Here is a 19,094-nt window from a genome sequence, read left to right on the forward strand (position 1 = left end):
ACGAACTCTTCCTGCTTTAGAGGCTCCCAGATATGCTCGAACTGCGAGGCGCACCCGCCCTTTCTGCCTTCCGCCATGAACGGCTGTTAACGGTGTTGCGTGAACGTGTTCCCGAGGTGGTGGCGCTGTCCGCCCATTATATCCACTTCATTGACCACCACGAGACGCTGGATGATGCTGCCCAGGAGCGTTTGGCCAAGCTGCTTGATTATGGCAGCCACGCGAGCCAAGACATTCCTGAAAATGCCCAGCGCTTCCTGGTTGTGCCGCGCTTAGGCACCCAGTCGCCATGGTCTTCTAAAGCAACTGATATTGCTCATAACTGTGGGTTGCACCAAATTGATCGCATCGAACGTGGTGTTGATTATCGGGTGGCGCTGAGTGGCGAACCCAGCGTCGAGCACCTGGAGGCGATCAGCGCACTGCTTCACGACCGCATGACGGAAAACGTGCTAGCTGACATTGCTGACGCGGTTAAGCTGTTTGCTCATCACACCCCTGCACCACTGGGCAGTGTCGATATCTTGGAAGGCGGCCGCGAAGCGTTGGCGACAGCCAACCGAGAGTTAGGGCTGGCGCTTGCCGATGATGAAATCGACTATCTGGTTGCGGCCTTTATTGAGCTTGGTCGCAACCCTAGCGATGTCGAGCTGATGATGTTCGCCCAGGCAAACTCAGAGCACTGCCGCCACAAAATCTTCAACGCGGACTGGGTTATTGATGGCGAAGCCCAGAGTCACTCGCTGTTCAAGATGATTAAGAACACCTTTGCGACCTCGCCGGATAACGTGCTGTCGGCTTATAGCGACAACGCGGCAGTGATCAAGGGTAGCCAGGGGGGGCGCTTCTTCCCTACGCCGCTGACTGGTGCTGAGGGAGAGCGGGCTAGCTACAACGCCCACCAAGAGCCCATTCACATTCTGATGAAGGTGGAAACCCACAACCACCCTACAGCGATTGCACCATTCCCAGGCGCGGCGACCGGTTCTGGCGGTGAAATACGTGATGAGGGAGCGACCGGTATTGGCGGTAAGCCGAAGGCGGGCCTTTCAGGCTTTACCGTTTCCAACCTGCGTATCCCCGAGTTTGTACAGCCTTGGGAAGCCTTTGACTACGGCAAACCCGAGCGCATGCAGTCAGCGCTGCAAATTATGCTGGATGGCCCCATCGGTGGTGCAGCGTTTAACAATGAATTTGGTCGGCCTAATCTGACGGGCTACTTCCGTACCTATGAGCAGGATACGTTGAGCGACGATGGTATCGAGCGTCGCGGCTTCCACAAGCCGATTATGCTGGCCGGTGGTTATGGCAATATTCGTGCCCACCATGTGCAAAAAGGTGAGATTCCCGTTGGTGGCAAGCTCATCGTGATGGGCGGCCCGGCCATGTTGATTGGCCTGGGTGGTGGTGCAGCGTCTAGCATGGCGTCAGGCGAGTCTAGCGCGGACTTAGATTTTGCCTCAGTGCAGCGGGAAAACCCGGAAATTGAGCGTCGCGCTCAGGAGGTCATCGACCGCTGTTGGGCGTTGGGCGATAAAAACCCGATTCGCTTTATTCATGACGTAGGCGCTGGCGGGCTTTCTAATGCTCTGCCGGAGCTGGTTAAAGACGGTAATCGCGGTGGTCTGTTTGACTTACGTGCGGTGCCTAACGCCGAGCCGGGAATGAGCCCGCTGGAAATTTGGTGTAACGAAGCCCAAGAGCGTTATGTGCTGGCCGTTGCCCCAGAAGACCTGGAGACCTTTGACGCACTGTGTAAGCGTGAGCGCTGCCCCTATGCGGTAGTTGGCGAGGCTCTGGAGCATCATCATTTGGAAGTTCGCGACGGCCATTTTGATACCAAGCCGGTAGATCTCCCGATGAGCGTGCTGTTTGGCAAACCGCCGAAGATGACGCGTTCGTTTGAGCGTCAGACTCCTGAGCTGTCTGGCGTCATGCTCGACAACCTTGATCTGCGTGAAGCGATGGACAGGGTATTGCGCCTGCCGACCGTAGCATCGAAGAGCTTTTTGATTACCATTGGCGACCGCTCTATTACCGGCCAAGTCGCCCGTGACCAAATGGTTGGCCCTTGGCAAGTGCCGGTGGCCGACGTTGCTGTGACCACCGCAAGCTTCGACACCCACGCTGGTGAAGCCATGGCAATGGGCGAGCGCCCGCCAGTGGCGCTAATTAACCCTGCTGCCAGTGCTCGCCTGGCCGTTGCCGAAGCGATTACTAACCTAGCCGCTGCGCCAATTGCCAAACTGTCGGATGTTAAGCTTTCTGCTAACTGGATGAGCGCCGCTGACCATCCCGGTGAGAACCAGGCGCTTTATGATGCCGTGCATGCGGTAGGCATGGAGCTGTGCCCGGCACTCGGCATTGCCATTCCAGTGGGTAAGGACTCCATGTCCATGCGCACCGCTTGGCAGGAAGGTGACGAGGCTGACGAAAAGAGCATCACATCGCCGCTCTCACTGGTGGTGACGGGGTTTGCACCGGTGACCGATGCGCTGGCGACGCTGACGCCGCAAATCAATCTGGAGCAGGATGAATCTGACCTGATTCTGATCGACTTGGGTAATGGGCAAAACCGCCTAGGTGGCTCTGCGCTGGCGCAAGTCTATGGTCAAGTCGGTAACGAGTGTCCAGACGTCGATGACCCAGAAGACCTGAAAGCATTTTTCGAGGTCATTCAGGGGCTTAACCGCGATGGCAAACTGCTGGCCTACCACGACCGTAGCGATGGCGGCCTGCTAGTCACGCTGCTGGAAATGGCCTTTGCTGCCCATGCGGGTCTGGAAATCAAGCTGGACTGGTTGATTGATGAGCCGGTGGAAGCCTTCAATGCGTTGTTCTCCGAAGAGTTGGGTGCGGTGATTCAAGTAAACCGCGAGCACACTGAAGAAGTGCTCACCCAGTTCGCCGTTGCGGGTATTGAAACGTGTGGTGTCATTGCGCGCCCTCGTTATGACGACCAGGTGCGAGTGACGCTATTTGAAGAGCCGCTGCTGGAAACTACCCGTCAACTGACTCAGCGCACTTGGGCTGAGACCAGCTATCGCATGCAGGCACTGCGTGATAATCCTGAATGCGCTAAGAACGAATTCGATAGCTTGCTGGATGTTCGTGATCCTGGCCTAAGCGCCGCGCCTAGCTTTGATATCAACGATGATATCAGCGCGCCGTTTATCAACACTGCCAAGCCTGCTGTTGCCGTGCTGCGCGAGCAAGGTGTTAATGGTCAGGTCGAGATGGCCTGGGCGTTCCACAAAGCCGGCTTTGACGCAGTGGATGTGCATATGAGCGACATCCTGGAAGGACGTGTTTCCCTCGATGAGTTCAAAGGGCTAGTCGCCTGCGGGGGCTTCTCGTATGGCGACGTACTGGGCGCAGGCGGCGGTTGGGCGAAATCGGTGCTTTTCAATGAGCGAGCCCGTGAGCAGTTTGCGAGTTTCTTCACCCGTGATGACAGCTTCTCGCTGGGTGTGTGCAACGGCTGTCAGATGCTTTCGCAACTGAAATCATTGATTCCGGGCGCTGAAAGCTGGCCTGCGTTTGAGCGTAATGAATCTGAGCAGTTTGAAGCACGCGTGGCGATGGTGCGGGTAGAGAAAAGCCCGTCGATTCTGCTGGCGGGGATGGAGGGCTCTAAGTTGCCGATTGCCGTGGCCCATGGCGAAGGACGTGCAGAGTTCCGCGATACCGCGCACCTGCGCAGTATGCAGTCTAGCAGTCAGATAGCGCTGCGCTATATCGACAACTACGGCCAAGTGACAACCCGTTACCCCGCCAACCCCAACGGCTCGCCGTCAGGGATCACCGGCCTCACTACGCCAGATGGCCGCGTGACCATCATGATGCCTCACCCTGAGCGGGTGACCCGTGCGGTTACTAACTCTTGGCGTCCGGCTGAGTGGACTGAGGACGGCGCTTGGCTGCGTTTATTCCGTAATGCCCGTGTATGGCTGGGCTGATACGTCCTGCCATGCTAAAGAAAAGCGGCCTGCGGGCCGCTTTTTGCTACGAGGGCAATGGGGTAGGGCGATGGTGAGAGTAAAATGAAACGATTGTTTGAAAAACGTTCATCCTCGCGCCACACTCACTTCATAAACGCGTTTATCAGTTTATAAGCGGATTAGCCCGCAAGCCCAGCGATCGCCAATCGGTGGCGAGCCAAAGAACTCTTCAGGGAGCTCGAATGCATCAAATCCTCAATGAACGTGTAACGCTGACCTTCGCCGACCACGTGGCCGAAGTCATGTTGTCGCGACCCGAACATCACAATGGCCTGGATTGGGCCATGATCGATGGCCTGCTGGCGGCCCAGCAGCGCTTGACCCAGCTTAGTGGAGTGCGTGCCGTGGTCTTAAGCGGCGATGGTGACAGCTTTTGCGCGGGGCTCGATATGGCGGCGATCATGATCGAGGCGGAGCGATTGCCCACTCTGCTGGCGCCTGACGAAGCGGGCATCAACCCGGTTCAGCGCTTGGCTCTAGGCTGGCGTGAGGTGGGCGTTCCCGTGGTGGCTGCCTTGCACGGGCATGTCTACGGTGGCGGCCTGCAAATTGCCTTGGGTGCCGATATCCGTATTCTCCATCCACGAGCACGACTGGCGCTGCTGGAGATCGATTGGGGCATCATCCCCGATATGGCTATTAGCGTGACTGGAGCGGCGTTGCGCCAGGATGTGCTCCAAGAACTGGCGATCAGCGGACGCAAGGTGTCAGGGGAAGAGGCCTATCAGTTAGGCCTGGGCAGTCGGCTGAGCGATACGCCCCTGGAAGCCGCCCGGGAAACCGCTGCACTCATCGCCTCGCGTTCACCTCGGGCCGTCGCTGCGGCTCGTGAGCTGTTCGCTCGCGGTCCGGGGCTGGCCCATGGCGATCGTCTGGCCCTTGAAGCGCATTTGCAACAGCAGCTTTTGGCCGGCGCCGAGCATCGCGAAGCGGTGAGCGCACGAATGGAGCGTCGCGCCCCGCGTTTCGACTGACATGCAACCATTCAGCCCTTCCACCGCCCCTGTTTTTGGCACGCCACCCTGCTTGAGACCTTACCAAACGGAGGCGGTAAAGCGTGTGGTGGAGCACTTCCGTGCGACCAGTGCGCCCGCGGTGGTGGTATTGCCCACTGGGAGCGGTAAGTCGTTAGTGATTGCTGAGCTGGCCAGGCTAGCCCGTGGCCGTGTGTTGGTGCTGGCCCACGTGCGTGAGCTGGTTGAGCAAAATCATGCCAAGTACCAAGCCTACGGGCTTCAGGCAGATATTTTCAGTGCAGGTCTTAAGCGTAAAGAAGCCAGCCGACAAGTGGTGTTTGGCTCGGTGCAATCAGTGGTGCGTAATCTGGAGCGCTTCAGTGACGCCAGTTTTACGTTACTGGTGATTGATGAATGCCACCGAGTATCGCTGGAAAAAGATGCCAGCTATCGCCAAGTGATTGAGCATCTGCAGCGTCAGAACCCACAGCTAAAAATTCTCGGCTTAACCGCTACGCCGTTTCGGTTAGGGCAGGGATTTATCTACCACCGCCATCACCATGGCATGGTGCGTGGCGATGAAGCGTGCTTCTTTGCCGACTGCGTCTTTGAACAGCCGCTACGATTGATGGTGAAACAAGGTTTTTTGGCGGCGCCTAAACGGCTGGATATGGCCATTGAAGGCTACGATTTTTCTGCCTTGGCCCCTGCGCCCAGTGGGCTGTTTCGTGAGGAAGAGCTCAACCGTGTTGTTGCCGGTAGTCGCGTTACGCCAGGGATCATTGCCCAGGTGGTTGAGTATGCCTCCGCGCGTCAAGGGGTGATGATTTTTGCCGCAACGGTCGCTCATGCTGAAGAAATTATCAGCTACTTACCTATGAACCAAGCAGCGCTGATTACCGGTGCGACGGCTTCACAGGAGCGTACTTCTCTTATTGAAGCATTCAAAGCGCGTGAGCTTAAATTCTTGGTCAACGTCGCTGTGCTGACGACCGGATTTGATGCGCCTCATGTGGATTTAATCGCTATTCTGCGTCCCACAGAATCGGTGAGCCTTTATCAGCAGATTGTTGGCCGAGGGTTGCGTTTATCGCCGGGTAAAGCCAACTGCTTGGTTCTGGATTTTGCGGGTAACCCTTGGGACCTATACTCGCCAGAAGTGGGCGAGCCAAAACCGGACAGTGACAGTGAACCGGTCCAGGTTGAGTGTCCGGCGTGTGGTCACGCCAATTTATTCTGGGGTAAGCGTGATGGCGAGCTGGTGATTGAGCACTTTGGTCGTCGCTGCCAGGGGTTGGTGGATAACCCCAATCCGACTGCTAAGGCGGGCAAGGGTAGGCAGGGCGCCGATCAAAAGCAGTGTGATTTTCGTTTTCGCTTTAAGGTCTGCGAGCAATGTGGCGCTGAAAATGATATTGCCGCCCGCCGCTGTCACGGCTGCGAGCAACTGCTGGTTGATGCCGACGATAAGCTCAAAGACGCGCTCAAATTAAAAGATGCCAACGTACTGCGAGTCAGCGGTATGCAGTTAGAGGCCACGACCAACGGGCGAGGGCTGCCGCGTTTAAAAGTGACCTACTATGATGAAGATGGCGCGAGCTTGGCGGAGTGGTTTGCGCTGGAAACACCTGCTCAGCGGCGGGCATTTTATGCTGTTTTTTTAAGCAATCACCTGCGTGCCCCAGGCGCTAAGTGGCAGCCTGCTTCGCCGGCCGAGGTGGTCGAAGAGCAGCGACGGCTGCGCCACCCAGACTTTGTCGTTGGCCGTAAAGTCGGACGGCACTGGAAGCTTCGCGATAAGCTGTTTGACTATCAAGGGCGCTATCGCAAGGCGGCTGAGGCAGGGTAGCGATAATGCCTCAATAGGCGACACGCTGTTACACTGGCGAGCATGGACACTTAACTTACCATGGACGTTTAACTAACCATGGATGTTTAACTAAAGGAACACGCCCCGCGTGAGCGAGACGCCAAACGCAACCGTTGATCACGAGCTTATAGAGCCAACTGCTGAACCGGTAGTAGAGGCGCTTGGGCGCCTGTTTGATGAGCCGATCATGCAGCTGCCGGAGGATCTTTACATACCACCAGAGGCGCTGCGGGTGTTTCTGGAAGCCTTCGAGGGGCCGCTCGATCTGCTGCTCTATCTTATTCGCCGTCAGAACCTGGATATTTTGACGATCAATGTGGCGACCATTACTCATCAATACATTGAGTATGTGGAATTGATGAAAGCCATGGAGATTGAGCTGGCCGGAGAGTACTTATTAATGGCGGCTATGCTGGCGGAAATTAAATCCCGCACACTCCTGCCGCGTCCACCGAAGGCAGAAGGCGAGGAGGAAGAAGATCCCAGGGCTGAGCTTATTCGTCGTCTGCAAGAGTATGAACGCTTAAAAGAAGCGGCCGAAACATTGGATACGCTGCCTCGGGTAGGGCGTGACTGGTTTAGTGTGCAAGCGGGGCTGCCACCGTTAGAAGCGCGGGTGATTCATCCTGATGTAGGGTTAGACGAGCTGCTGGGAGCACTATCGGATATTCTGAAACGTGCGGAGCTGGCGCAAGCCCACCAAATCAGCCGTGAGGTTCTCTCTACCCGCGAACGTATGCTGAAAATTATGGAGCAGTTACACCACGATGGTGACCACCAGCGCTATACCCCGTTTGAAGCGTTGTTTACGCTGGAAGAAGGGCGCGCTGGAGTAGTAGTGACGTTTATGGCCATTTTAGAGTTAGCCAAAGAAGCTATGATCGAAATTGTACAGAATGCGCCACTGTCGCCCATTCATGTGCGTGCGCGGCGTGCCGCCCTCACGGATGGAGAAGAGAGCGCATTTGAAGTGGCTGACTCAGACGATGACGCCTCAGAGTCTGCGTTTGAAGAGCGTGCGTTTGAAGAGCCGGTATTTGAACCTGACGAGGAGTCATCGTGAGAGACACCACGTTAGACGATATTATTGAAGCAGCGCTGCTTGCCGCTGGCGAGCCGCTTTCCTTAGAGCGGCTTGAAACGCTGTTTTTAGAAGATGAGTGCCCCTCCAAAAAAGCACTTCGCGACACGTTGTCTCGCCTTGTTTTGCGTCATGAAGAAGGGGCGCTGGAACTCGTGGAAACGGCGTCTGGATTTCAGCTGCGTATTCGGCCTCGTCTCTCTCATTGGGTATCGCGCCTATGGGACGAGCGGCCGCAGCGTTACTCTCGGGCACTGCTGGAAACGCTGGCGCTGATTGCCTATCGCCAGCCGGTAACGCGGGGGGATATTGAAGACGTGCGCGGTGTGAGTGTCAGCAGCTCTATTATGCGCACGCTAGTAGAGCGGGGGTGGATTCGTGTGGTAGGCCACCGAGATGTGCCTGGGCGACCTGCTGTTTACGCCACTACCCGCAGCTTTTTAGATGATTTTGGCCTGAAAACCTTGGACGCATTGCCGCCGATGCATGCATTGGTCAATGCCGAGGATAGCGACATTGCTATTGAGCAAGGTGACAATGGGAATCCGCTAGAAGAAAGCACTAATGGCCAAGAAGAAAGTGCCCAAGAAGAGTGTATTGGTGATCAAGCAGAAAGCATAAGCAACCAAGATGAGACACAACCAGCACTGGACGAAATGCCTGAAACCGTGCAGGATGCGCCACCCCAGAGTGAAGAGATAGCTTCAGCTAAGATTGCTGATCAACACGCCGAGACGGCGTTAACCCAGCCGCTGAGTTTTGCCGATTTAGAGGCGCGCCTAGCGGCACGTGCGCAGCGCAATGACGATGATGCGCGCACGCAGACTAACGATGTGAGGTCAGACGACCATGAGTCAGAGCAATAACACCACGCCCCCCACCAGCGAAAAGCTGCAAAAAGTACTGGCCCGGGCAGGGCTGGGGTCACGCCGTGAAATGGAAACTGCCATTTCCGATGGTCGAGTAAAGGTTAATAGCCAAGTAGCCAAGTTAGGCGACCGAGTAGAAGCCCGCGACAAAGTAAGTTTTGATGATCGCCCTGTGTCGCTGCGGCCCGAAGAGGAAGTGCCGCGCCGCGTGATTATGTACAACAAGCCGGAAGGCGAGTTGTGCACGCGCAAAGACCCAGAAGGGCGTCGCACGGTGTTTGAACGCTTACCACGCCTGAAAGGTGAACGCTGGATTGCCATTGGTCGTTTGGATATTAACACCAGTGGCTTGCTGCTATTCACCACAGACGGCGAGCTTGCTAACCGTCTAATGCACCCTTCGACTCAGGTAGAGCGCGAGTACGCAGTTCGAGTGATGGGTGAGGTCAAGCGCGAGCATATTATTGCCATGGTTGATGGCGTGATGCTAGAGGATGGTCCAGCGCGCTTTACTGACGTACAGGAGTTTGGTGGCGAAGGTATTAATACCTGGTTCCACGTGGTTATTTTAGAAGGTCGTAACCGAGAAGTGCGTCGACTATGGGAATCTCAGGGGCTCACGGTTAGTCGTCTGAAGCGGGTGCGCTACGGCAACATCTTCCTTGATAAGCGCGCCAAGGCAGGTGAGTGGGTTGAGCTTTCCCAAGATGAGGTCGATGACTTGGCCACGTTGGCAAGTCTCGAAACCCGCAAGGTGCCAGCACTAACGCCTGATGAGAAAAACCGCTGGAGCCGTGATAAACACAAGCGCCGCCCGGTTCAAGCAATGCGCAAGCCTAAGCGTAATTGATAATAGTTAAAGGTAATTAATAAGAGTGATTTTGACGGATGCTTATTGGTAAAAGGTAAAAAAGGCTTGCTATTAGTGAGCTCTATCCGTACTATATGCATCCGTTCGAGGGGGTCGTTAGCTCAGTTGGTAGAGCAGTTGACTTTTAATCAATTGGTCGTAGGTTCGAATCCTACACGACCCACCACTCGAACTGATTTATAGCGCCAAGTAGTCAACTAGGTGCGTAGCAAAATTTGGGTCGTTAGCTCAGTTGGTAGAGCAGTTGACTTTTAATCAATTGGTCGTAGGTTCGAATCCTACACGACCCACCAAATTTAACGCCCCTGGTAGCTTGCTGCCAGGGGCGTTTTGCTATTCGGTGATAAAGCGTCCTAACGCACACTTTATGCTTGCAGCGGGCAACGATTTAACACCACAATAGTCTTAGTTATAGCTACCAATGATGTCACGGTAGCGCTGTCCGCGCTAATGGCGGGCAGAGCGACGAGTCACCGCGAGAGACGCAGCGGCTCGTCGCATCGAGTGCGGCGTTTGCGGAGTGCACACGCCGTGACCGGTGTTTAACAGGGGGATTCCCTGTTCGTCACAGTGGTAGACACGATGACTATTATGACTACTCAAGCTGAGCTCGACGCTCCGCTCCCCAGCCCGTACTGCCCCACCCGCATTCCTGCGGAAGACGAGGCGCGGGTAGCTGAAATCAAGCAACTGCTTAAGGCACACAATGCGGTGCTAGTTGCTCATTACTATACCGATGATGCTATTCAACAGCTGGCCGAAGAGACTGGCGGCTGTGTTGCAGACTCCCTTGAAATGGCGCGCTTTGGCGCACGCCACGATGCAACAACGCTGGTAGTTGCAGGTGTACGATTCATGGGGGAAACAGCGAAAATTCTATCGCCAGAAAAACGTGTATTAATGCCCACTCTGGAAGCTACCTGTTCGCTGGATATTGGCTGCCCTGCTGATGAGTTCAGTGCTTTTTGTGATGCGCACCCTGACCGTACCGTGGTGGTATATGCCAACACCTCTGCTGCCGTGAAAGCGCGTGCTGACTGGGTCGTTACCTCTTCGATTGCGGTTGAGGTTATTGAGCATCTTCAAGCCAAAGGTGAAAAAATACTTTGGGCGCCAGATAAGCACTTAGGTGGCTATATCCAGAAAAAGACCGGCGCCGATATGCTGATGTGGGACGGTGCCTGTATCGTTCACGAAGAGTTTAAGGCAAAAGGGATTGAAGATCTTAAACGACTTTATCCTGAAGCCGCGGTGCTAGTGCATCCAGAATCACCGGATGCCGTGGTCAAACTGGCCGATGTTGCAGGTTCAACCTCTCAACTGATCAAAGCCGCGCAGACCCTGCCCAATGACAAATTAATCGTTGCCACTGATCGCGGTATTTTCTTTAAAATGCAGCAGGCGGTGCCCGATAAAACACTGTTTGAGGCGCCCACTGCGGGTAATGGCGCGACTTGCCGTAGTTGCGCGCATTGCCCGTGGATGGCGATGAACGCTCTGGATAACTTGGCTGGTGCGTTGCGCGACGGGTGTGGTGAAATTTTTGTAGATGACACGCTGCGACTGCAGGCGTTAAAACCATTAGAGAGAATGCTGAATTTTAATGCCTAGCGTATAGGTTCACCATGGCAGCTCGAAGGCTACAGCCCGAATGCGAAGGCATTCGGGCTGTTCTTTTAGTAACGTCAGAACTTCTCTAGTGCCTCGCGATATTCAATGAACGCTTCACGGCGTTGTTCAATGCGTGCTAGTGCCTGTTGGTCGTTCTCTTGCTGCGCAGCATCTTTTGCGATGCTCAACTGACGAATACCTCGGTCAACTCTACCTGTTAGCTGTAAGTGCTCTGCTCGCGCTAAGTGCCCCCAACCGTTATAACCACTACGTCCGGCCGCTTCGGCAAGTAGGTTGAACCCCTGAGGGTTTTCAGGGTACTGAGCAGTCATGTCGCGTAATAATTCATAAGCGGCTTGCGGGTCGCGCTGGAGCTGGGCTTCAGCTAATACCAATTGAACAGGTAAGTAGTTGGGCATGATACGCAGTAGGCGCTGGCTACGCGTAATAGCCTCTTCATAGCGTTGCGCTTCCAGTGCAACAGCGGCGGCAGAAGCAGGTAGCATGCCGTAGTCAGGTAGTTCACGGGCCAGTTGGTCGATGGTTTGCAGAGCGTTGTCTGTTTGACCATTTCGAGCTGCGATTAGCGCTGACAGGTAGCGCTGCGCTTGTTCTTCGCTATTTTCTTGAGCAAGCCGTGAAGCAGCTTGCTGCGGTGTATTGTTATAAATACTCAAAAGCGCGCGGGCACGCATCATGTCGTATAAAGTGTCGCTGGTATAGGCGTCAGCAATATTTAGCTGTGATGCGCGTGCTTGAGCATCGCTTAGTCGGCTATCGCTGACTGGGTGGGTGAGTAAGAACTCTGGTGGCGTGCCGCCTTGGAGTCGTGCCATCCGTTGCATGGCACCGAACATCCGCACCATCGCGTCTGGGTTGTATCCAGCACTTGCCATCGCCTGTAGGCCAATCCGGTCGGCTTCTTGCTCAAAGCGTCGTGAATAAGATAATTGATCTTGGATTAGCGCCGCTTGGGAACCCATAGCGGCGGCCATGCCAGCCTCACCGCCACCGCTAGCGGCAATTAGCATTCCTGCAAGCATCGCGGCCATTGCAGGAAGCTGTGTTTGCTCTGCACGCGCACTGCCCCTGGCGTAGTGTCGTTGAGATAAGTGGCCCAGTTCGTGGGCGATAACCGATACAAAGGCTCCTTCGTCTTCAGCAAAGGCGAATAACCCTGAATTGATGCCTATGACTCCCCCTGGTACTGCGAAAGCATTGAGAGAGCCGCTATCAACCATCACGGTGGTCGTGCGAAGGTTACCAAGCTGGCTATGGGGAGCAAGGCGTGCAACTAGGCTGTTTAGGTAGTCATTTACGATAGGGTCTTGCCACTGTGGCGCTTGGGCACGAAATTGACGAAGCCAAGCGCGACCTAGGCGATACTCCTCGTTACTGACAGAGGTTGAAGCGCCGCCTAGGGTAGGGAGCTGATAATCGTCGAAGCCAAGGCTAGGTGGGCTAACACTGGCGATACTCAGCATAAGCGCTAGCGTGTAGGCTCGGCGAGAAAGTGCGAGTCGAAGGTGCAGCATGGCATCCTCATTGTTCAAGTAATATGCGCAGCAAACAGCGGTGTGACATTGATTCAGGCAGGGAAGTGCCGTTAAATCAAATTCTCAGCGACCTTTCTAAAGAAATAGTTTATGTAACAATGCCGTATTCAAGTAGGTATTTTGATCAAGTAGGTATTTTGAGGGAGAGGGTATGTCCGAGCAAACAGAGTCTAAGTCAAACGATAGCATTAAGCCCGATACAGTATTGGATGCTACCGGGTTGCACTGCCCGCTGCCATTATTAAAAGCCAAACAGGCACTGGCAGGGCTGGCTCCTGGTCAATTACTTGAAGTAAGAGCAACCGATGCTGGTTCGTGGCGTGATATGGCGTCTTTCACAGAGCTTAGTGATCATGTGTTAGAAGCACGCGAGCAGCATGGCGATGTGTACTATTTTTGGATACGTAAAGCAGGGATGTCTCGCTCATGACCATGCGCACTATTCTGAAAAGTTGGATTGATCGCTACTTTTCAGACGAAGAAGCGTTGATTCTTCTCTTTGTATTGATCGCTGGTTTTGCGGCCATTATTTGGTTTGGCAGAATGCTAGCACCGTTTTTCACCGCGCTTGTGGTCGCATTTTTGCTGCAGGGTGTCGTGAGCGCCTTTACCCGGCGAGGTGTGCCCCATTTATTGGCTGTCATCGTCGTGTTTGTGGGGTTTGTCAGTGTATTGCTGACGCTGGCTTTTATATTGATGCCGCTGATATGGAATCAGCTTGTCGGGCTTGTTCAGGAAACCCCTCGAATGTTTGCTAGCGGCCAAGGGTGGCTAGACGAACTTCAAGCCCGTTATCCTAATTTAATAACACCCGATCAGATGCAAAGCTGGATAGGCGTTGCCAGCCGGGAAATTAGCCAGCTGGGACAGCGTGCATTAACACTTTCACTAGCATCGCTTGGCAATATTATGTCGTTGATTATTTACCTGGTGTTAGTGCCGATACTGGTATTCTTCATGCTAAAGGACCGCCAGTCTTTGGTAGGTTTTACGCTGTCGTTGTTACCGCAAAAGCGTACGCTGCTAACCCGTATCTGGCATGAAATGGATCGTCAGATTGCGAATTACATACGCGGTAAATCGATAGAAATCATTATTGTTGGTACGGTCGCTTTTTTTACTTTCGCTTTCTTTGGTTTGCCCTACACCGCCCTGTTAGCAGTGCTTGTGGGTTTTTCTGTCCTGGTGCCATACATCGGAGCGGCGGTGATCACCATTCCTGTGGCAGCGGTTGCAGGATTTCATTTCGGTATCAGTGAGCAGTTTGCTTATGTGCTTGTCGCTTACGGCGTTATTCAAGCGCTTGATGGGAATGTGCTTGCTCCAGTTCTGTTTTCAGAAACGAACAATATCCACCCGGTGTCCATAATTGTCGCAGTGCTGTTTTTTGGCGGCATATGGGGCTTTTGGGGCGTTTTCTTTGCGATACCCCTGGCCACACTGCTCAAAGCGTTGGTGTATGCATGGCCAAGAGGAATTGCAGAGAAAGAAGGAGGAAAGCAGCTTCCAGCGGTCGAACATTAGCAGGCACCATCTCACCGTAGTACGCAAGAGACGAACGGAAAAGGCGCCCGCGGATCAGTCACAGCACTGCTTCGCGCTGCACCCGCGGGTGCAGCTGGCGCTTACCACGCGCTACAAAAACTACCTAGTCAGGGCGGATAAGGTGCCCGCAAAGGATGCGGCGCTTTTGGCTTTATTAGTTGGTATGAAGCGCTTCTGCTGCTGTTAGTACTTCATCAGCATGCCCAGGTACTTTAACGCCGCGCCACTCTTGAACAAGTTTACCCTCACTGTCGATTAGAAAGGTGCTGCGCTCAATGCCAAGATGCTCTTTGCCGTACATTTTTTTGAGTTTGATAACGTCAAACAGCTGGCACACAGTTTCGTCCTTATCGGAGATAAGCTCGAAATTAAAATCTTGCTTTGCCTTGAAGTTCTCTTGAGCACGGATGCCGTCTCTGGAAACGCCAATAATGACCGTGTTAGCAGCATCGAAACGTGGCTTTCGGTCTCTAAAATCGCCGCCTTCGGTAGTGCAACCGGGGGTGCTGGCTTTGGGGTAAAAATAGATGACCACCTGCTTGCCGCGCAGTTCAGACAGCGTCACCGTTGTATCACCAGTGGCTGGGGCGGAAAAGTCAGGTACCGATTGGTTGAGTTTCACTGACATGAATAGCTCCTTTAATGAGGTGGTTTACTTAGTTGATTACACGCAAGTAACGCTATTATGTCAAAGCGAATGAACGCTCGGTATTGAGTGGATGAGAAAACTCTCAGCGCTTTACGCTGTACAGGTTCGAGTCGCCTGAGTACCATTTGCTTTCTGCAGCATTCCTTGGGACGACAGCAAAGTACTCAAGGCATAAAATGGCAGTAAGTTAAATCGCCCCGATGTGCTCGTTCTAATGGTCAGGGCTCGTTTGGACAGGTTCTTATAAACAGAGCCCTTATGGTCGAAGCTTCTCGATTTTCAATGCTCGATTTTAAATGAACATCGTCAGTAGCTTAATTTTATAATTTTGCAGGTGAGGAACAAACGGATGATCACAGGCAGCATTGTCGCCCTGGCGACGCCGATGAAGGTCAATGGCGACATCGACTGGGAGGCGCTTCGTCGTCTGGTGAACTTCCACCTCGATAATGGCACTGATGCCATCGTCGCAGCGGGCACCACGGGCGAACCTACTACTATGTCGTTTGCTGAGCACTTTGATGTGATTCGCAGCGTGGTAGAAGAGGTGAATGGCCGTATTCCGGTGATCGCCGGCACGGGAGCGAACGCCACATCAGAGGCGGTTGAGTTAGCACGCTACGCCAGCGAAGTCGGCGCAGATTACTGTCTATCGGTTTGCCCATACTACAATAAGCCGACTCAGGAAGGTCTCTATCAGCATTTTAAGGCGGTGGCTGAAGGGAGCAAATTGCCGGTAATTCTTTATAACGTTCCCGGTCGCACCTGCTCTGATCTGTATAATGAAACGGTAGTGCGCCTGGCTGAAGTAAAGAATATTATCGGTTTGAAAGACGCTACAGGGAACCTTGAGCGCGCTGAGGATCTAATTACCCGCTTGAAGGGCAGTGACTTTATGCTCTACTCCGGAGACGATGCCACCGCCTGTGACTTTATGTTAATGGGCGGTCACGGCGATATCTCCGTTACTGCGAACGTAGCGCCTAAAGCGATGCATGAGCTATGTGCTGCAGCTGTTGCTGGTGATTCGGATAAAGCTCACCAAATTAATACGCGTTTGATGCCGCTGCATACTAATTTAGGCATCGAGGCAAACCCAATCCCGGTTAAGTGGGCGCTGCATCGCATGGGGTATATGGATGCAGGGATTCGTCTGCCGTTAACTTGGCTTTCGGAAAAGTACCACGCCACTGTTAGTGAAGCGCTGCAGTTGGCGGGCGTCGTAGAGGAGTAGTTCGACGCAACCCCATTGCTACCCGGCGTGCTTTTTTTACTCGCCGGGTACTCGATCTGTTGACTGTTAAGGTGGCTTGATGAGCTCTGTGCTTGAAAAACGTGCGCTTAAATGGATACCGCTGGCACTCGCAACGGCTGTCACACTTGCTGGATGCGCGCGCGATGGTTACTACCACGACCGCAATTTGGATTACACTGAAGCCGCCCCAGCGCCTCCCTTATTACTTCCAGATACCCGCAACACTCAGCGTTATCGTGATGCAATGCCTGTGCCACAGGTGTCAGTGCAGGGTAGCCGTATCGACGAAGCGGCCGAGATTGCCCCTCCTCAGACGTTAACGATTGGGAGTGGTTTAGAACCTGAATTCGTTGAACGTCGTCAGGTGGGTAATCAGACATGGCTTGTGGTTGCGGCAGATACGGGAGCCGTTTGGCCTCAGTTAGAAGCGTTTGCGAATAGTCGCCAGCTAGGTGTGCTGCAAAGCAATGCGAATCAAGGTGTCATAGTAACCTCTCAAGCCACGCTAACGTTACAGAGTGCGCTTAGGGCAGGCAGCAGCGAGGTGCGCTGCGAGCAAGCAGGGCAAAGCGTCGCTGGGTGTCTTGATGCCTTAGAGCAGTATTTAGGTGCACGTAGTGCCACTGCTAGCGCTTCTTCTTGGACGGCTCAACGGCTCGCACAAGAGCAGACGCTTCAAATGCGTCAGCAGGGCGACGAGTGGGAAGTTGTGATCCCCCAATCTATAGATCGAGTTTGGGCAGAACTGGATCACTATCTTGAGCTCGACTTTAGTGTTGAAGGTCAGCGTGACCTATTAGCCACTTCCGCTGAAAACTATGAATTCCTGGTTGAGTACATGACTGAGACTGAGCGGGGCCGCAATCCACTGCAAATCGTCTTCAGCCCCGATGTGCGCCGTATGTCGCAGCAGATTCGTCTTGCCCTTCAATCTAACGGCGATAAGACCATTCTGCGTGCGATTAATGCCAGCGAGCGTAGTTTAAATGCTGACGATCAGCGCGAGCTGCTTGAGCGTGTCTCCGGCTACCTACGTTAATTTTTGATTTTGAAACCCTTCGGAGCCCCTATGGAAAAGCGCCAAGAACTCTACGCTGGTAAAGCGAAATCAGTTTATACCACCGACGATCCTGATTTGTTGGTACTGCACTTTCGTGATGATACCAGTGCTTTCGATGGTAAAAAGAAAGAGTCACTGGCCCGTAAAGGCAAAGTGAACAACATCTTCAATGCTTTTATTATGCAGCGCCTAGAAGAGGCCGGGATTCCTACCCATTTTGAAAAGCAGCTTTCTGATACTGAAAGCTTAGTAAAAAAAATGGAGATGATTCCTGTTGAATGCGTCGTGCGCAACATTGCAGCAGGTGGCCTAGTTAAGCGGCTGGGGGTGGAAGAGGGCATCAGCTTGAATCCGCCTACCTTTGAATTGTTCTTAAAGAACGATGAAAAGGGAGATCCTATGATTAACGAGTCGCTAGCGGAGACCTTTGGTTGGGCAACTCCTGAGCAACTGGCGAAAATGAAGTCACTGACTTTTAAAGTGAACCATGTTCTCAAACAGCTTTTTGCCGAAGGCGACATGCTGCTAGTCGATTACAAGCTTGAGTTCGGTATCTTTAAAGGCGACGTAGTACTCGGTGATGAGTTCTCCCCGGATGGATGCCGTTTGTGGGATGCTAATACCCGGGAAAAACTCGATAAGGACCGCTTCCGTCAGGGTCTAGGCGGCGTTATTGAAGCGTACGAAGAAGTGGCTCGACGGATTGGTATTCATATCGATTAATGGCAGAGCACATCTGTTTTGATATGCTCGCACAGTAAAAACCCGCTTAGGATGCCTATTTCCTAAGCGGGTTTTTCTATTGAGGTCTAAAAGCGCGTTTTATTCGCCTGATGATTCGTCAGTTAGTTCATCGAGCGCCTGTAATCGGTAGCCATAGCCGTAAACAGAAACAAGATTCCAACCAAACTCCGACGTTAGATTAAGTTTTTTACGCACCCGGTGAATATGAACGTCTAGCGTACGTGTGCCAGGCGGATCACTTTTACCCCATACATATTCATATAGGTAAGAACGTGAAAGCGGACTGCCTAGCTGGTTTAGCAGTAGAAATGCTAAGCGGAACTCCTGCCTCGTCAACGATACTTCTTCTCCGTCTACGTATGCCGTTTCACGGTTGGTATTAAGCTTAATACGACCAAACTCTAATGTTTGCTGCTGAGCAACACTAGGAGTGCGTAGTGAGTGGCGCCGAGTTGAAGCATAGGCCCTTGCAGCCAGTTCGCGCGGTCTAAAAGGCTTGCTGATGAAGTCATCAGCTCCCGCATTTAAGGCTTGTATGATATCGGCTTCTTCCTGCCGCAGAGTTACCATTAGGACAGCAGGAATAATCTGTAGGTAGGTTTTCATCCAATTGAGCAGCGCAATACCGGTGCCGTCAGGCAAATGCCAGTCAAGTATGACTAAATCAAACGTATTGCGGCTGGCGGTATGAATAAATGCCTTGCTGGTCTCGAATGAGAAGATGTTTGCTTCTATTCCTCGTTCGGCAAAGCCATCCATAAGCGCTTTTTCAATGCGCTCTGATACCACCTTCTCATCTTCTACTACTGCAATGCGCATAGGCTGTATCCAAGTCAGGTCTCGTCAGTGAAAGTGAGCAGCATAGGTTGCGAATTTGTTCCTAGATCTAGAAAAAGGGCCAAAGTGCCATAGTTAGATACTTGCTCCGAAATATGAGCTTTGCAAGTAGAAAAGCTTGTTAAGCGCTTCTTTTGTTAACTGCTGATGATAACAGCAGGCCTCTGAACGTGCCTGTCAAGTAGTGCT

General features: G+C 53.2%; 15 protein-coding genes and 2 tRNA genes. 14 read left to right on the forward strand and 3 right to left on the reverse strand.

All coding sequences use genetic code 11. The features are described from left to right. The first annotated feature begins 32 nt into the window (after window positions 1-32). The 9 genes from purL (at window position 33) to nadA (ending at window position 11,259) form a co-directional block, all read left to right on the forward strand. Window positions 33-3,959 (forward strand): phosphoribosylformylglycinamidine synthase, encoded by a 3,927-nt coding sequence (gene purL, locus L1X57_RS09120; protein ID WP_009724822.1) that lies wholly within the window; start codon window positions 33-35, stop codon window positions 3,957-3,959. Between the two features lie 224 nt (window positions 3,960-4,183). Then, a complete protein-coding gene (locus L1X57_RS09125; protein WP_009724821.1) occupies window positions 4,184-4,975 on the forward strand; it encodes a crotonase/enoyl-CoA hydratase family protein in 792 nt (263 codons plus the stop codon). Window position 4,976: 1 nt separating this feature from the next. Beyond that, a complete protein-coding gene (locus L1X57_RS09130) occupies window positions 4,977-6,806 on the forward strand; it encodes a DEAD/DEAH box helicase (protein ID WP_234668025.1) in 1,830 nt (609 codons plus the stop codon). 109 nt (window positions 6,807-6,915) lie between these two features. Continuing rightward, window positions 6,916-7,890: a segregation and condensation protein A gene (locus L1X57_RS09135; RefSeq protein WP_009724819.1), complete on the forward strand. Its 975-nt coding sequence runs from the start codon at window positions 6,916-6,918 to the stop codon at window positions 7,888-7,890. Then, window positions 7,887-8,774: an SMC-Scp complex subunit ScpB gene (scpB, locus tag L1X57_RS09140; protein WP_009724818.1), complete on the forward strand. Its 888-nt coding sequence runs from the start codon at window positions 7,887-7,889 to the stop codon at window positions 8,772-8,774. Before L1X57_RS09135 ends, scpB begins: the two co-directional genes overlap by 4 nt. Beyond that, entirely contained in the window at window positions 8,758-9,627 is an 870-nt protein-coding gene (gene rluB, locus L1X57_RS09145) for a 23S rRNA pseudouridine(2605) synthase RluB (protein ID WP_009724817.1), read from the forward strand. Before scpB ends, rluB begins: the two co-directional genes overlap by 17 nt. Before the next feature lie 111 nt (window positions 9,628-9,738). After that, window positions 9,739-9,814 (forward strand) — tRNA-Lys (locus tag L1X57_RS09150). A gap of 51 nt (window positions 9,815-9,865) precedes the next feature. After that, window positions 9,866-9,941, forward strand: a tRNA-Lys gene (locus L1X57_RS09155). Window positions 9,942-10,230: 289 nt separating this feature from the next. Beyond that, window positions 10,231-11,259: a quinolinate synthase NadA gene (gene nadA / locus L1X57_RS09160; protein ID WP_009724816.1), complete on the forward strand. Its 1,029-nt coding sequence runs from the start codon at window positions 10,231-10,233 to the stop codon at window positions 11,257-11,259. Between the two features lie 74 nt (window positions 11,260-11,333). On the opposite strand, the gene L1X57_RS09165 is transcribed toward nadA, so the two are convergent. Then, window positions 11,334-12,794, reverse strand: a complete 1,461-nt coding sequence (locus L1X57_RS09165) for a M48 family metalloprotease (RefSeq protein ID WP_234668027.1) — start codon at window positions 12,792-12,794, stop codon at window positions 11,334-11,336. 172 nt (window positions 12,795-12,966) lie between these two features. Between L1X57_RS09165 and L1X57_RS09170 the strand changes: the two genes are divergently transcribed. Further along, window positions 12,967-13,245 carry a sulfurtransferase TusA family protein gene (locus tag L1X57_RS09170; RefSeq protein ID WP_009724814.1) on the forward strand — a complete coding sequence of 93 codons (279 nt, stop codon included), beginning with the start codon at window positions 12,967-12,969 and terminating at the stop codon, window positions 13,243-13,245. Continuing rightward, complete coding sequence (locus tag L1X57_RS09175; RefSeq protein ID WP_009724813.1) at window positions 13,242-14,339, forward strand: AI-2E family transporter; 1,098 nt, start codon at window positions 13,242-13,244, stop codon at window positions 14,337-14,339. Before L1X57_RS09170 ends, L1X57_RS09175 begins: the two co-directional genes overlap by 4 nt. A 175-nt stretch (window positions 14,340-14,514) precedes the next feature. Here L1X57_RS09175 and L1X57_RS09180 read toward each other — a convergent pair whose 3' ends face one another. Further along, window positions 14,515-14,988, reverse strand: coding sequence for a peroxiredoxin (locus tag L1X57_RS09180; protein ID WP_009724812.1), 474 nt, complete (start codon window positions 14,986-14,988; stop codon window positions 14,515-14,517). Window positions 14,989-15,358: 370 nt separating this feature from the next. Here L1X57_RS09180 and dapA point away from each other — a divergent pair, with 370 nt between their 5' ends. The 3 genes from dapA to purC all read left to right on the forward strand — a co-directional run bounded on the left by dapA (window position 15,359) and on the right by purC (window position 18,047). Further along, window positions 15,359-16,243 carry a 4-hydroxy-tetrahydrodipicolinate synthase gene (gene dapA / locus L1X57_RS09185; protein ID WP_009724811.1) on the forward strand — a complete coding sequence of 295 codons (885 nt, stop codon included), beginning with the start codon at window positions 15,359-15,361 and terminating at the stop codon, window positions 16,241-16,243. A 79-nt stretch (window positions 16,244-16,322) separates the two neighbouring features. Beyond that, window positions 16,323-17,303, forward strand: coding sequence for an outer membrane protein assembly factor BamC (gene bamC / locus L1X57_RS09190; protein WP_009724810.1), 981 nt, complete (start codon window positions 16,323-16,325; stop codon window positions 17,301-17,303). 30 nt (window positions 17,304-17,333) lie between these two features. Then, on the forward strand, window positions 17,334-18,047 hold the full coding sequence (purC, locus tag L1X57_RS09195; protein ID WP_009724809.1) for a phosphoribosylaminoimidazolesuccinocarboxamide synthase: 714 nt from the start codon (window positions 17,334-17,336) through the stop codon (window positions 18,045-18,047). Window positions 18,048-18,146: 99 nt separating this feature from the next. Here the strand turns inward: purC and L1X57_RS09200 are convergent, their stop codons facing one another. Then, on the reverse strand, window positions 18,147-18,887 hold the full coding sequence (locus tag L1X57_RS09200) for a response regulator transcription factor (protein ID WP_009724808.1): 741 nt from the start codon (window positions 18,885-18,887) through the stop codon (window positions 18,147-18,149). Window positions 18,888-19,094 lie beyond the last annotated feature (207 nt).

The organism is Halomonas sp. TD01 (assembly GCF_923868895.1).
Lineage (GTDB): Bacteria > Pseudomonadota > Gammaproteobacteria > Pseudomonadales > Halomonadaceae > Vreelandella.

Coding starts and splice junctions, on each gene's coding strand:
- L1X57_RS09180 (WP_009724812.1), bottom strand. CDS start 14,988: ATGTCAGTGAAACTCAACCAATCGGTACCTGACTTTTCCGCCCCAGCC.
- bamC (WP_009724810.1), top strand. CDS start 16,323: ATGAGCTCTGTGCTTGAAAAACGTGCGCTTAAATGGATACCGCTGGCA.
- L1X57_RS09130 (WP_234668025.1), top strand. CDS start 4,977: ATGCAACCATTCAGCCCTTCCACCGCCCCTGTTTTTGGCACGCCACCC.
- purC (WP_009724809.1), top strand. CDS start 17,334: ATGGAAAAGCGCCAAGAACTCTACGCTGGTAAAGCGAAATCAGTTTAT.
- L1X57_RS09175 (WP_009724813.1), top strand. CDS start 13,242: ATGACCATGCGCACTATTCTGAAAAGTTGGATTGATCGCTACTTTTCA.
- nadA (WP_009724816.1), top strand. CDS start 10,231: ATGACTATTATGACTACTCAAGCTGAGCTCGACGCTCCGCTCCCCAGC.
- L1X57_RS09170 (WP_009724814.1), top strand. CDS start 12,967: ATGTCCGAGCAAACAGAGTCTAAGTCAAACGATAGCATTAAGCCCGAT.
- L1X57_RS09165 (WP_234668027.1), bottom strand. CDS start 12,794: ATGCTGCACCTTCGACTCGCACTTTCTCGCCGAGCCTACACGCTAGCG.
- purL (WP_009724822.1), top strand. CDS start 33: ATGCTCGAACTGCGAGGCGCACCCGCCCTTTCTGCCTTCCGCCATGAA.
- L1X57_RS09200 (WP_009724808.1), bottom strand. CDS start 18,887: ATGCGCATTGCAGTAGTAGAAGATGAGAAGGTGGTATCAGAGCGCATT.
- dapA (WP_009724811.1), top strand. CDS start 15,359: ATGATCACAGGCAGCATTGTCGCCCTGGCGACGCCGATGAAGGTCAAT.
- rluB (WP_009724817.1), top strand. CDS start 8,758: ATGAGTCAGAGCAATAACACCACGCCCCCCACCAGCGAAAAGCTGCAA.
- L1X57_RS09125 (WP_009724821.1), top strand. CDS start 4,184: ATGCATCAAATCCTCAATGAACGTGTAACGCTGACCTTCGCCGACCAC.